This is a genomic window from Streptococcus sanguinis (assembly GCF_019928825.1).
In the GTDB taxonomy this organism is placed as follows: Bacteria; Bacillota; Bacilli; order Lactobacillales; family Streptococcaceae; genus Streptococcus; species Streptococcus sanguinis_L.
Map to the genome: position 1 here is coordinate 16341 of NZ_JAHZOP010000007.1, position 14356 is coordinate 30696.

7 protein-coding genes are annotated in these 14356 nt (G+C 44.6%); all 7 read left to right on the plus strand.

Annotated features, from left to right (window positions below; all coding sequences use genetic code 11):
• Positions 1-135: 135 nt before the first annotated feature.
• The 7 genes from pbp1b to K1J09_RS11460 all read left to right on the plus strand — a co-directional run bounded on the left by pbp1b (position 136) and on the right by K1J09_RS11460 (position 14356).
• Entirely contained in the window at positions 136-2550 is a 2415-nt protein-coding gene (gene pbp1b, locus K1J09_RS11430) for a penicillin-binding protein PBP1B (protein ID WP_011836352.1), read from the plus strand.
• A gap of 393 nt (positions 2551-2943) precedes the next feature.
• The gene (rpoB, locus tag K1J09_RS11435; RefSeq protein ID WP_002896783.1) at positions 2944-6510 is read left to right on the plus strand and encodes a DNA-directed RNA polymerase subunit beta; all 3567 of its coding nucleotides are present in this window, start codon (positions 2944-2946) and stop codon (positions 6508-6510) included.
• Positions 6511-6550: 40 nt separating this feature from the next.
• Positions 6551-10198, plus strand: a complete 3648-nt coding sequence (rpoC, locus tag K1J09_RS11440; protein WP_223322834.1) for a DNA-directed RNA polymerase subunit beta' — start codon at positions 6551-6553, stop codon at positions 10196-10198.
• 761 nt (positions 10199-10959) lie between these two features.
• Positions 10960-12117 carry a non-hydrolyzing UDP-N-acetylglucosamine 2-epimerase gene (gene wecB, locus K1J09_RS11445; RefSeq protein WP_223322836.1) on the plus strand — a complete coding sequence of 386 codons (1158 nt, stop codon included), beginning with the start codon at positions 10960-10962 and terminating at the stop codon, positions 12115-12117.
• Positions 12110-12898 carry a hypothetical protein gene (locus tag K1J09_RS11450; protein ID WP_002896779.1) on the plus strand — a complete coding sequence of 263 codons (789 nt, stop codon included), beginning with the start codon at positions 12110-12112 and terminating at the stop codon, positions 12896-12898. The genes wecB and K1J09_RS11450 overlap by 8 nt, the downstream gene beginning before the upstream one ends.
• Before the next feature lie 11 nt (positions 12899-12909).
• Positions 12910-13053 carry a hypothetical protein gene (locus tag K1J09_RS11455; RefSeq protein ID WP_002896778.1) on the plus strand — a complete coding sequence of 48 codons (144 nt, stop codon included), beginning with the start codon at positions 12910-12912 and terminating at the stop codon, positions 13051-13053.
• Positions 13046-14356 (plus strand): glycosyltransferase family 2 protein, encoded by a 1311-nt coding sequence (locus K1J09_RS11460; protein ID WP_002901729.1) that lies wholly within the window; start codon positions 13046-13048, stop codon positions 14354-14356. Before K1J09_RS11455 ends, K1J09_RS11460 begins: the two co-directional genes overlap by 8 nt.

Consider the following 14356-nt stretch of genomic DNA (forward strand, 5'->3'; position numbering starts at 1 on the left):
AAGCCAAGAAATTGGCTTATCTATATTTTAAATTTATGTTACTCTATTGTATCATAAAGCTTTTAAATAGCAATGATTCCTTGAAATAAATCATAGATATTTGGTATAATGGGAAGATAACAAGGAGAATCGAACTTGGAACAATTAATAGAAAAATTAAAAGAGTTCTGGGGAAAAGCCCAGCAGTTTATCAAAAAAATACATCTTCCAGAATGGAGCAAGAAAATCGGCAGTGGTAACAACGGCTGGTCTATCAGTGATGTTTTTGCTGTTTTCTTGCGGACTTTTAAACTTCTGATGAATATGGCTTTTGTGTTTATCTTCTTCGGTGCCGTAATCGGTGCTGGGATTGGGATAGGCTATGCAGCTAGTCTTTTCAGTAAGGTTGAAGTGCCCAAGCAAGAAGAGCTGGTCAAGCAGGTGAATAATATCTCTGGTATTTCTAAGCTTACCTATGCCGATGGCAGCTTGATTGCAGAAGTGGACAATGATTTGCTCCGCATCCCGGTCAAGAGTGACGCCATCTCTGAAAATGTAAAAAAAGCCGTTATCGCTACAGAGGATGAGAATTTTGAAACGCATAACGGAGTGGTGCCCAAGGCTGTGCTTCGGGCTACGCTCGGATCTGTTGTCGGAGTTGGATCTTCTAGCGGGGGTTCAACCATTACCCAGCAGTTGATCAAGCAGCAGGTGGTGGGCGATGCACCGACTTTCAAGCGGAAAGCAGCGGAGATTGTTGATGCGCTGGCTTTGGAGCGCTACATGTCCAAGGATGATATTTTGACGACCTACTTGAACGTTTCGCCGTTTGGGCGCAACAATAAGGGGCAGAATATCGCCGGTGTGGAAGAAGCAGCTCAAGGGATTTTTGGTGTTTCTGCTAAGGATTTGACTGTGCCCCAGTCTGCTTTTATTGCCGGCTTGCCACAGAGCCCGATTGTTTATTCGCCTTATGCAGCGGATGGCAGTCTCAAGAGTGAAGGGGATATGGCTCTGGGCTTGGAACGTGCCAAGGATGTGCTCTATAATATGTACCGGACGGGCCATCTAAGCGAGAAAGAGTACAAGGAGTACAAGGACTACGACTTAACCAAGGACTTTAAGCCTTCTGAAAGCTCGGAAAAATCTTCGCATGGCTACCTTTATTACACAGCGATTGAAGAAGCTCAGCAGACCATGTACGAGTACTTGATTCAGCGGGATAATGTTTCTCAGCAAGAGCTGAAAAACAATGACACTGTCAAAGCCTACAAGGAATTGGCCGCTAAGGAACTGAGCGATGGCGGCTATACTGTCACCACCACAATTAACAAGAACATTCATACGGCTATGCAAAATGCAGTAGCCAACTATGGCGGCATCTTGGACGACGGAACTGGCGCAGTTGAAGTGGGAAATGTCCTCTTGGATAATAAAACCGGTGCTGTGATTGGCTTTGTAGGAGGCAGAGACTATGCTTCCAATCAGAACAATCACGCCTTTGATACGGAACGATCACCGGGTTCGACTATTAAGCCGATTCTTGCTTATGGGATTGCTATTGACCAAGGTCTGATGGGTAGTGCCAGCGTTCTTTCCAATTATCCAACTAACTTTTCAAGCGGCGATCCAATCATGCACGTGGACAGCCGTGGTACAGCCATGATGGACCTGCAAGAAGCGCTCAATACTTCTTGGAATATCCCGGCTTATTGGACTTACCGCGGATTACGCGAAAAAGGTGTCAATGTCCGTGGCTATATGGAAAAAATGGGCTATTACATTGATGACTACAGCATTGAGAGTCTGCCTATGGGCGGGGGAATTGAAGTATCTGTAGCTCAGCATACCAATGGTTTCCAAACCTTGGCTAATAATGGAACCTACCAGAAAAAATATATGGTTGAAAAAATCACAGACCGAGATGGCAAGGTGATTTACCAGCATAAGGCCAATCCTGTTCAGATTTACAGTCCAGCAGCGGCTACGATTATGCAGGAGCTCATGCGGGGAGTTATCAATTCTGGGGCTACTACGACCTATAAATCCAGAATCAGTCAGGTCAATGGAACCTTGGCTGGAGCCGATTGGATTGGTAAGACTGGAACAACCAACACCAACGGCGATATGTGGCTGATGCTTTCTACTCCTAAGATGACTTTGGGAGGCTGGATCGGTCATGATGATAATAGCTCTATGGCGGCGTTGACTGGTTATAATAATAACGCCTCCTACATGGCCTATATGGCAGATGCTATCTATCAGGCAGATCCAAATGCCTGGGGTGTTGGTGATAAGTTCACTCTTGATCCGAGTGTGATTAAGTCTGATGTACTCAAGTCCACAGGGGAAAAGCCAGGTACAGTAACGGTAAACGGCCGCTCTGTTAATCTCAGCGGCCCGACAGTGCCTAGCTATTGGGCTAAAAATGGTGCTCCGACCACGACCTACCGCTTTGGTATCGGGGCATCAGATTCGGATTATCAAAAAGCTTGGTCAGCTATTCTGGGCGGTTCTACCTCTAATTCTAATTCCAGTTCCAATTCTAACAATAATCGGCAAGGGAACTAGCGCATCAAGAATAGTTTTAACTTTTCAGAAAGCGGATGAAATCCTTGCAATTTCTAGCTAAATAAGGTATAATGATAACAATAATTTGTCGTGTGCTTTATTTGAAATATTGTCCAAATAGAAGCTTACAGCAGTTAAATCAAACTTGAATAAGTCAGATTTAGCTGCTCTTTTTGTGCCTATTTTTAGGAAAAATGGATTATGTAACCATAATTTAATTTTTCTGAAAATTGAACAAAAGGGACTGATTGTGGCTGTTTTGCAGCATTGTAAATGACAGAGGATTTTCCTCTGAAAACATTTCACAGAACTCGCCCTCAAAGCGTTGAGAAAAAGATACGTCTTTTCTCACTTTATCAAGGGCTTAGTATCTTATCATAAAGGAGTAAAAACTTGGCAGGACATGAAGTTCGATACGGGAAACACCGTACCCGTCGTAGTTTTTCAAGAATTAAGGAAGTTCTTGATTTACCAAATTTGATTGAAATCCAAACGGATTCGTTCCAAGATTTCTTGGATCATGGTCTGAAGGAAGTCTTTGAAGATGTACTTCCTATTTCAAACTTTACCAACACCATGGAATTGGAATTTGTCGGCTATGAAATCCGTGAGCCTAAATATACGCTAGAAGAAGCACGTATTCACGATGCCAGCTATTCAGCGCCAATCTTTGTGACTTTCCGTCTAATTAACAAGGAAACTGGTGAAATCAAGACTCAGGAAGTCTTCTTTGGTGATTTCCCAATCATGACTGAAATGGGGACCTTTATCATCAATGGTGGTGAGCGGATTATCGTATCCCAGTTGGTGCGTTCTCCAGGGGTTTACTTTAACGATAAAGTTGACAAAAATGGAAAAGTTGGCTACGGTTCAACGGTTATTCCTAACCGCGGTGCTTGGTTAGAGTTGGAAACAGACTCAAAAGACATTGCCTACACTCGTATTGACCGGACACGGAAGATTCCATTTACCACTCTGGTGCGTGCGCTTGGTTTCTCAGGTGATGATGAGATCTTGGACATCTTTGGTGACAGCGACTTGGTGCGCAATACCATTGAAAAAGATATCCACAAGAACCCAATGGACTCCCGTACAGATGAAGCTCTGAAAGAAATCTATGAGCGTCTTCGTCCAGGTGAGCCTAAGACGGCTGAAAGTTCTCGTTCCCTTCTTGAAGCGCGTTTCTTTGATCCGCATCGTTATGACTTGGCAGCAGTTGGTCGGTACAAGATTAATAAGAAACTCAGCGTCAAGACACGCTTGCTGAACCAAACCATTGCAGAGCCATTGGTAGATGCTGAAACTGGAGAAATCTTAGTTGAAGCTGGTACAGTTATGACCCGCAGTGTGATTGACAGCATTGCAGAGCAGCTGGATAATGGTTTGAACAAAATCACTTATATTCCAAACGACTCAGCTGTCTTGACAGACCCTGTAGAATTGCAGAAGTTCAAGGTAGTGGCACCGACTGATCCAGACCGCGTTGTGACCATCATTGGTAATGCAAATCCGTCTGACAAGGTTCGGATCGTGACACCAGCTGATATCTTGGCTGAGATGAGCTACTTCCTCAACTTGGCTGAAGGTATCGGTCGTGTAGATGATATTGACCACTTGGGGAACCGTCGTATTCGTGCTGTTGGTGAGCTTTTGGCTAACCAAGTCCGTCTTGGACTTTCTCGGATGGAGCGTAATGTTCGTGAACGGATGTCTGTTCAGGATAACGAAGTACTAACTCCACAGCAAATCATCAACATCCGTCCAGTGACTGCAGCCATTAAAGAATTCTTTGGCTCTTCACAATTGTCTCAGTTCATGGACCAACACAATCCGCTGTCTGAGCTTTCTCACAAGCGCCGTCTTTCTGCCTTAGGACCTGGTGGTTTGACACGTGACCGCGCTGGCTATGAAGTGCGGGACGTGCACTATACTCACTACGGTCGTATGTGTCCGATTGAAACGCCTGAAGGACCAAACATTGGTTTGATTAATAACTTGTCTTCTTATGGACACCTTAACAAATACGGATTTATTCAAACGCCTTACCGTAAAGTAGACCGTGAAGCTGGCGTAGTAACCAACGAAATCGTTTGGCTGACAGCTGATGAGGAAGATGAATTTATCGTAGCGCAGGCCAACTCTAAGCTGAATGAAAAAGGTGGCTTTGCAGAGCCTATCGTTATGGGACGCCACCAAGGTAATAACCAAGAATTCCCATCAGACCAAGTAGACTACATGGATGTATCGCCTAAGCAGGTAGTTGCCGTAGCGACAGCATGTATTCCTTTCTTGGAAAATGACGACTCCAACCGTGCCCTCATGGGTGCCAACATGCAACGTCAGGCTGTGCCTTTGATTGATCCAAAAGCGCCTTATGTCGGTACTGGTATGGAATACCAAGCTGCCCACGACTCTGGTGCAGCGGTCATTGCCCAGCATGATGGTAAGGTTACCTATGCGGATGCAGACAAGGTTGAAGTCCGCCGCGAAGATGGTTCTCTCGACGTTTACCAAATTCAAAAATTCCGCCGTTCTAACTCGGGAACTGCTTACAACCAACGTACCTTGGTAAAAGTTGGCGATGTCGTTGAAAAAGGCGACTTTATTGCTGACGGACCTTCTATGGAAAATGGAGAAATGGCCTTGGGACAAAACCCAATCGTTGCCTACATGACATGGGAAGGTTACAACTTCGAGGATGCGGTTATCATGAGTGAGCGTCTGGTGAAAGACGACGTCTATACCTCTGTTCACTTGGAAGAATACGAATCAGAAACTCGCGACACCAAGCTTGGCCCAGAAGAAATTACCCGCGAAATTCCAAACGTAGGGGAAGATGCCCTACGCAATCTGGACGAAATGGGTATTATCCGCATCGGGGCGGAAGTCAAGGAAGGCGACATCCTAGTCGGAAAAGTCACTCCTAAGGGTGAAAAAGACCTTTCTGCTGAAGAACGCCTGCTTCATGCCATCTTTGGTGACAAGTCTCGTGAAGTCCGCGATACCTCTCTGCGTGTGCCACACGGTGCCGACGGAGTGGTTCGTGACGTGAAGATCTTTACCCGTGCTAATGGTGATGAACTGCAATCTGGCGTTAATATGCTGGTTCGCGTCTACATCGCTCAAAAACGTAAGATCAAGGTCGGAGATAAGATGGCCGGTCGTCACGGAAACAAGGGGGTTGTATCCCGTATCGTTCCTGTGGAAGACATGCCTTACTTGCCAGATGGAACACCAGTTGATATCATGTTGAACCCACTCGGGGTACCATCTCGTATGAACATTGGTCAGGTTATGGAGCTTCACCTTGGTATGGCAGCACGTAACTTGGGCATCCATATTGCAACACCAGTCTTTGATGGAGCAAGCTCAGAAGACCTCTGGGATACAGTCCGTGAAGCTGGTATGGATAGTGATGCCAAGACTATTCTTTATGACGGACGTACCGGTGAGCCGTTTGACAATCGTGTATCCGTCGGTGTCATGTACATGATCAAGCTCCACCACATGGTAGATGATAAACTCCATGCCCGCTCAGTAGGTCCTTACTCAATGGTTACCCAACAGCCGCTCGGAGGTAAAGCTCAGTTTGGTGGACAACGTTTTGGTGAGATGGAAGTTTGGGCCTTGGAAGCTTACGGTGCCTCTAACGTTCTGCAAGAAATCCTGACTTACAAGTCAGATGATGTCAATGGACGTTTGAAGGCTTATGAAGCTATTACCAAAGGGAAACCAATTCCAAAACCAGGTGTGCCAGAATCCTTCCGCGTTCTTGTCAAAGAGTTGCAATCTCTTGGTCTGGATATGCGCGTTCTCGATGAAGATGACAATGAAGTAGAACTGCGTGACCTAGACGAAGGTGAAGATGATGATGTGATTCACGTTGACGATCTTGAGAAAGCGCGTGAAAAAGCAGCTCAAGAAGCGAAAGCAGCTTTTGAGGCTGAAGGAAAAGAATAAGAATAGACACTGATTAGAAAATGAAGAAAGGTAAGAAATAGTGGTTGATGTAAATCGTTTTAAAAGTATGCAAATCACCCTAGCTTCTCCAAATAAGGTCCGTTCATGGTCTTATGGGGAAGTGAAGAAACCTGAAACAATCAATTACCGAACCCTGAAACCAGAACGCGAAGGCCTTTTTGACGAAGTGATCTTCGGTCCAACCAAGGACTGGGAATGTGCCTGTGGTAAGTACAAACGGATTCGTTACAAAGGAATCGTCTGTGACCGCTGTGGTGTTGAAGTAACCCGTGCCAAGGTTCGCCGTGAGCGTATGGGCCACATCGAATTGAAGGCTCCTGTTTCACATATTTGGTACTTTAAAGGAATTCCAAGCCGCATGGGGCTCACTTTGGATATGAGCCCACGTGCCCTGGAAGAAGTCATTTATTTTGCCGCTTATGTGGTGATTGATCCTAAGGATACACCGCTAGAGCACAAGTCCATCATGACGGAGCGTGAGTACCGTGAACGTTTACGCGAGTACGGTGCAGGCTCATTTGTAGCCAAAATGGGAGCAGAAGCTATTCAAGACCTCTTGAAACAAGTGGACTTGGAAGCTGAGATTGCTGTCCTCAAAGAAGAATTGAAAACTGCTTCAGGTCAAAAACGGATCAAGGCTGTCCGTCGTTTGGATGTCTTGGATGCCTTCTACAAGTCTGGCAATAAGCCAGAATGGATGGTCCTCAATATCCTGCCGGTTATTCCGCCAGATTTGCGTCCAATGGTTCAGCTGGACGGTGGTCGTTTTGCGGCTTCTGACCTTAATGATCTCTATCGCCGTGTTATCAACCGGAACAACCGTTTGGCTCGCTTGCTGGAACTCAACGCCCCTGGTATTATCGTTCAAAACGAGAAGCGGATGCTTCAAGAAGCGGTTGACGCTTTGATTGATAACGGTCGTCGTGGTCGTCCAATCACGGGACCAGGCAGCCGACCACTCAAGTCTCTGAGCCACATGCTCAAAGGGAAGCAAGGCCGCTTCCGTCAAAACTTGCTGGGTAAACGGGTTGACTTCTCAGGTCGTTCCGTTATTGCCGTTGGTCCTACATTGAAAATGTATCAATGTGGTGTGCCGCGTGAAATGGCGATTGAGCTCTTCAAGCCGTTTGTGATGCGGGAAATCGTTGCTCGCGATATCGTGCAGAACGTTAAAGCTGCCAAACGCTTGGTAGAGCGTGGAGATGAGCGTATCTGGGATATTCTGGAAGAAGTGATCAAGGAACACCCAGTGCTTCTCAACCGCGCACCGACCCTTCACCGTCTGGGAATTCAGGCCTTTGAGCCAGTTCTGATTGACGGTAAAGCTCTGCGTTTGCATCCACTGGTCTGTGAAGCCTACAATGCCGACTTTGACGGTGACCAAATGGCCATCCACGTACCATTGTCAGAGGAAGCCCAAGCTGAAGCTCGTATCCTCATGCTGGCTGCTGAACATATCTTGAATCCGAAAGATGGTAAACCAGTTGTAACACCTTCTCAGGATATGGTCTTGGGGAACTACTACCTGACCATGGAAGAAGCTGGCCGCGAAGGCGAAGGCATGATTTTCAAGGATATGGATGAAGCGGTGATGGCTCTCCGTAATGGCTATGTTCACTTGCATACTCGTGTTGGTATCGCAACAGACAGTCTTAATAAGCCTTGGACAGAAGACCAGAAGCATAAGATTTTGATTACAACTGTTGGTAAAATCCTCTTTAACGCAATCATGCCAGAGGAATTGCCTTACTTGCAAGAGCCGACTAATGCTAACTTGACGGAAGGTGTGCCAGCTAAGTACTTCTTGGAGTCAGGACAAGACATCAAGGAAGTTATTGAGCAGCTTGAGATCAATGTTCCGTTTAAGAAGAAAAATCTTGGGAATATCATCGCGGAAATCTTCAAACGCTTCCGTACCACAGAAACATCTGCTCTTCTTGACCGCTTGAAGAACTTGGGTTATCACCATTCTACTTTGGCTGGTCTGACAGTGGGTATCGCTGATATCCCAGTTGTTGAAGACAAGGCTGAGATTATTGAAGAATCCCACAAGCGTGTTGAACAAATTACTAAACAATTCCGCCGCGGTATGATTACTGATGACGAACGCTACAATGCAGTTACTGCTGAGTGGCGGGCAGCTCGTGAGAAATTGGAAAAACGTCTGGTTGCCAACCAGAATCCGAAGAACCCTATCGTTATGATGATGGACTCTGGAGCCCGGGGTAACATCTCTAACTTCTCTCAGTTGGCTGGTATGCGTGGTTTGATGGCTGCGCCAAATGGACGTATCATGGAATTGCCAATCTTGTCTAACTTCCGTGAAGGTCTGTCTGTTCTGGAAATGTTCTTCTCAACCCACGGTGCTCGTAAGGGTATGACCGATACGGCCCTTAAGACAGCCGACTCGGGTTACCTGACTCGTCGTCTGGTTGACGTTGCCCAAGATGTGATTATCCGTGAAGATGACTGTGGTACAGACCGAGGCTTGCTCATCACTTCTATCACAGAAGGCAAGGAAATGATTGAGTCTCTGGAAGAGCGTCTCAATGGTCGTTACACTAAGAAAACAGTTAAACATCCAGAAACTGGTGCTGTCATTATTGGTCCAAATGAATTGATCACAGAAGACAAGGCGCGTGAAATCGTTAATGCTGGTGTTGAAGAAGTGACAATCCGCTCCGTCTTTACATGTAACACCCGCCACGGTGTCTGCCGTCACTGTTACGGTATCAACTTGGCAACGGGTGATGCGGTTGAAGTCGGTGAAGCAGTCGGAACCATCGCTGCCCAGTCTATCGGGGAACCTGGTACACAGCTGACCATGCGGACCTTCCACACGGGTGGTGTTGCCTCTAATACCGATATCACGCAAGGTCTTCCTCGTGTCCAAGAAATCTTTGAAGCCCGCAATCCAAAAGGGGAAGCGGTCATCACTGAAGTCAAGGGTGAAGTTACTGCTATCGAAGAAGATGCATCTACTCGTACCAAGAAGGTCTTTGTTAAAGGCCAAACTGGCGAAGGTGAATATGTGGTACCATTTACAGCCCGCATGAAGGTAGAAGTGGGCGACCAAGTTTCTCGTGGTGCTGCCTTGACTGAAGGTTCTATCCAGCCTAAGCACTTGCTGGCTGTCCGCGATGTCTTGTCTGTTGAAACTTACCTGCTTGCTGAAGTACAGAAAGTTTACCGCAGCCAAGGGGTAGAAATCGGCGACAAACACATTGAGGTAATGGTTCGTCAAATGATTCGCAAGGTGCGCGTCATGGATCCAGGTGACACAGATCTCCTCATGGGTACTCTCATGGATATCACTGACTTTACAGATGCTAACCGTGATGTGGTTATCTCAGGCGGTGTACCTGCGACAGCTCGTCCAGTCCTCATGGGAATCACCAAGGCTTCCCTTGAGACAAACAGCTTCCTATCTGCAGCTTCCTTCCAGGAAACAACTCGTGTCCTGACAGATGCTGCGATCCGTGGTAAGAAAGACCATCTCCTTGGCCTTAAGGAAAATGTTATCATCGGTAAGATTATCCCAGCTGGTACTGGTATGGCCCGCTACCGCAATCTGGAGCCTCAGGCTGTCAATGAAGTTGAAATTATCGACGAAGTGACAGAACTGCCAGGTGGATTTGAAACTGAAGAAAATATTGTTCTTAAATAAAGAACTTTCCCTCCCGAAAATCGGGAGGGATTTTTTCTTGCAGCCGATAATTTCTTGCTCGCAACTAAATATTATCCTATAACATACTTAGAAAGTTGTTTTTAAGTTCTCCTTTATGGATAAACAACTATAGAAGAAATATTCAAGATTTCCTGTTTCAGTTTTTCTATGATGCGAGATGCCATATTTATTTTTAATCAGGGAGGTAGCTGGTTTTTTGTAGTATGATAGCGCTAGGTTATATTATTTTAAAAATCCTAAAATAGTAGGAGGAGAGGTTTGAAATTTAAAAAAAGAGGAGGTTGGTTTTAATGGTGGTGGTCGGAGGTTATAGAGAACGATAGCTGGCATTTATCCAGCTAGCTCATTCATGAAGGGAGGATTTTGAAATATAAAGAATAGAAAACAATTAGATTACAAATAGAATAATATTTTATTACAATGAATAAAGATTAAAAAATATAGGTAAAAAACACAAAATTCTGCATAAAACAGGGCTTTAAGCCTATAAGTTCTTTCCTTTTTATTTATTTTTTTGAGAAAACCGAAAAATTTCAGTAATTTTAAGTTACAGTTAAGTTAAGAAAATTAAAATAATCTTAAATAAGTTACCAACATGTAAATTACTATTAAGAAAGTATAAAATAATAGTTCATGCTTTGATTATTGAAACGCTTGATGGTAAAATAACTAAGGTTGCTTAAAGCAAACATTTTTTAGTAAAAAGTTAATATAACAATGTTGATTTTTGGTGAGGAAAAATGAAGAAAATTAAGGTAATGGTTGTTTTTGGAACTCGTCCAGAAGCAATTAAGATGGCTCCACTGGTTATTGAACTGAAGAAGCAGGCAGACTTGTTTGAGACAACAACAGTTGTGACTGCTCAGCATCGTCAGATGCTGGATCAGGTACTTGAAACTTTTAAGATTAAGCCTGATTATGATTTGGATATTATGGGGAAGAATCAAACCCTGACAGATATTACTGTCAAGATCTTGCATAAGCTGGATGATATCTTAAAGGAAAACAAGCCAGATATTATGCTGGTGCACGGTGATACGACAACGACCTTTGCAGCTAGTCTTGCAGCGTTTTATAATCAAGTTCGTATCGGCCACGTAGAAGCTGGCTTGCGGACTTGGAATAAATACTCTCCTTTCCCAGAAGAAATGAATCGTCAGATGACCGACTCTTTGACCGACTTGTATTTTGCACCAACGGATCAGAGTAAGGCTAACTTGCTCAAGGAAAACCATCCGGCAGAAACAGTTTTTGTGACAGGGAATACAGCTATCGACGCTCTCAAGCTGACCGTCCAAGCTGATTATCATCACGAGGTGCTTGACCGTATTAATCCAGCTCGCAAGATGATTTTGGTGACCATGCATCGCCGGGAAAATCAAGGTGAGCCGATGAGAAGGGTCTTTCGAACTCTACGGCAGATTGTAGATGCCCATGATGATGTAGAAATTGTCTATCCCGTTCACTTGAGCCCAGCGGTTCAGGAAGCGGCTAGAGAAATTCTGAGTGACAATGAGAAAATTCATCTGATTGAGCCTTTAGATGTGTTGGATTTCCATAATATCGCAGCTAAAAGCTACTTCATCATGTCAGACTCAGGCGGAGTACAAGAGGAAGCACCTTCCTTAGGTAAGCCTGTACTGGTACTTCGTGATACAACAGAGAGACCAGAAGGAGTTGAAGCCGGCACCTTAAAGCTGGTCGGTACAGAAACTCAAGCAGTAGCAGAGGCGATGGAAGCCCTGCTGACAGATGAGTCACTCTATCAGGAAATGGCCCGAGCCAGCAATCCGTATGGTGACGGTAAGGCTTCTGAGCGGATTGCTCAAGCAATAGCTCACTATTTTAAGCAGACGGCTAGGCCGAAAGAATTTAAGACAGGAGTAAAAAATGTTTAGGAAAAAAGGACTAGAAAAATCATTAGCAGTCTTTGTACTGGCAATTGGACTAATTCTTTTCTACAGTTGGAATTTTGCAGCTAACATATTTTATATCGGAATCGCGCTGATTTTATTAGGTATCTTTAGTGTCTTTGTCCTATCTGATCTCTTGGTGACATGGGCTATGATTCTGGGTGTGGTTATCGCAACTCTGATCTTGCTCTTTGATGTAACCTACCTACCAGACAATCAAGTTCTCTTCTTGCTTTATGTCTTCCCTGTCAGTGCTTGGCTGACCAGCCGAGTGAATTTCTATCTTCATCAGCGCTTGGGATTAGTGCAGGATGACAGTGAAGATGCTGCTGAGGCCTATGAAGAAATGGTTCAGAAAGTAAATCAGAAACAAGCTCCAGCCTTTCAGGCCTTGTTGGTCCATTGGGCACACAATCATCATTTTTATCAAATTCACTCTCGGGAGTACAAGCGGATGCTCAAGAGAATTTTACGACTGCTTAACTGGGACTTCCAGAATGTAGAAACAGTTTACTATGTATCCAATGGTAACTTTCTCGTTCTGGTAGAAGATCTGGATCAGGAAGTCAAGGAATATTTCCAAGAGAAAGTGCGTGACGATTTAACGATGATGCACTTTGAGAATAAGAAAACTGACCAAAAAATTCAGTTTCAGTCCGGTAGTTTAAAACTGAATGCTCAAAATATTGACAAATTCCATAATTTTGATGACGCTTTGAGCAATCTGGAGCGTCAGCTTGAAACCGACATTATCGTAGAATACTAGGAGGTAAACACATGTCTTTAACAGAAGTATTTTTTATCATCTCTATGGTGCTAAGTATCTTTTTTGCTATTAGCTTTTTGGTCCTCTTCATTTATTATCTGGTTATTTACAATCGGGTCAATAAAAATTTTAGGGCGGTGACTCGTCATGATTAGTCAACTTATTATGATTGTCACTCTGTTCTCCATCTGGATGTCTCTGGCTTGGGCCTTGGTTATTCTATGCTCTTCCGTGCATTTCTGGATGAAACGCAGTGACTTCAACGTGGATACCAGCCCATTGGAACATTATCCTATGGTTACTGTCGTTGTCCCAGCCCACAATGAAGATGTGGTTATCGCTCAGACAACTAAGGCCATTCTGGACTTGGACTATCCTCATGACCGAGTGGAAGTTCTGCTCTTTGCGGACAACTGCTCGGATGACACTTATCAAGAAATGCTGAAAGTTCAGGCTATGCCTGAGTACGCTGGACGCAATATTACAATTACAGACCGTACTGGTACGGGAGGTAAGGCAGGGGTGCTGAATGACGCCCTGAAGATGGCCAAGGGTGAATATATCTGTGTCTATGATGCGGATGCCATGCCAGAGAAGAATGCTCTTTACTTCCTAGTCAAGAAAGTTTTGGAAGATCCAGAACGCCACGTTGCTTCCTTTGGACGCAACAAGACTCGGAATGCCAATCAGAACTTCCTGACACGTTGTATCAACCAAGAAATCGTTGTAACTCAGCGTGTTTACCACGTAGGTATGTGGCACCTCTTTAAGATTGGGCGGATTCCAGGTACGAACTTCTTGATTAACACTGAGTTTGTTAAGAGTATTGGTGGTTGGAAAAATGGTGCCTTGACAGAGGATACGGAAATTTCCTTTAAGATTATGCAGAGCGGCAAGCTGATTGCTTTGGCTTATAACTCAGAGGCCTTCCAACAAGAGCCAGAAACCCTCAAGTCTTACTACATGCAGCGTAAGCGCTGGGCTAAGGGGAATTACGAGGTGGTTCTTGCCAACTTCAAGCATCTTTTTAGCGGCGGTAACTGGCGCGTGAAGCTGGAAGTGTTTAATTATTCTTGTATCTTCTTCTGGTTTAATTTGGCGATTGTCTTATCTGACTTGGTTTTCTTTGCCAATGTAGCGGCGATGATTACCCAGCTCTTTATACCGGATGTGCGGATTCCTTTCGCTTTTGATGCTCAGAATATCTATATCGTCCAGCTGATGCTCTTTAACTGGCTTCTGATGATTTTGCTTTATCTTTTGCAGATCAATATCGCCCTGGCTTCTCAGTTTGGACAGGCGACCACCAAACAGATTTGGCTGGCTCTTGTGTCCTATTTGACTTACTCTCAGCTCTTTATCGTTGTTTCTTTAGATGCAGTAGGATCTGTTATCTTGGACAAGATTTTGAAGAGGAAAGAAACCAAGTGGGTTAAAACAAAACGATTTGCAGGTTAG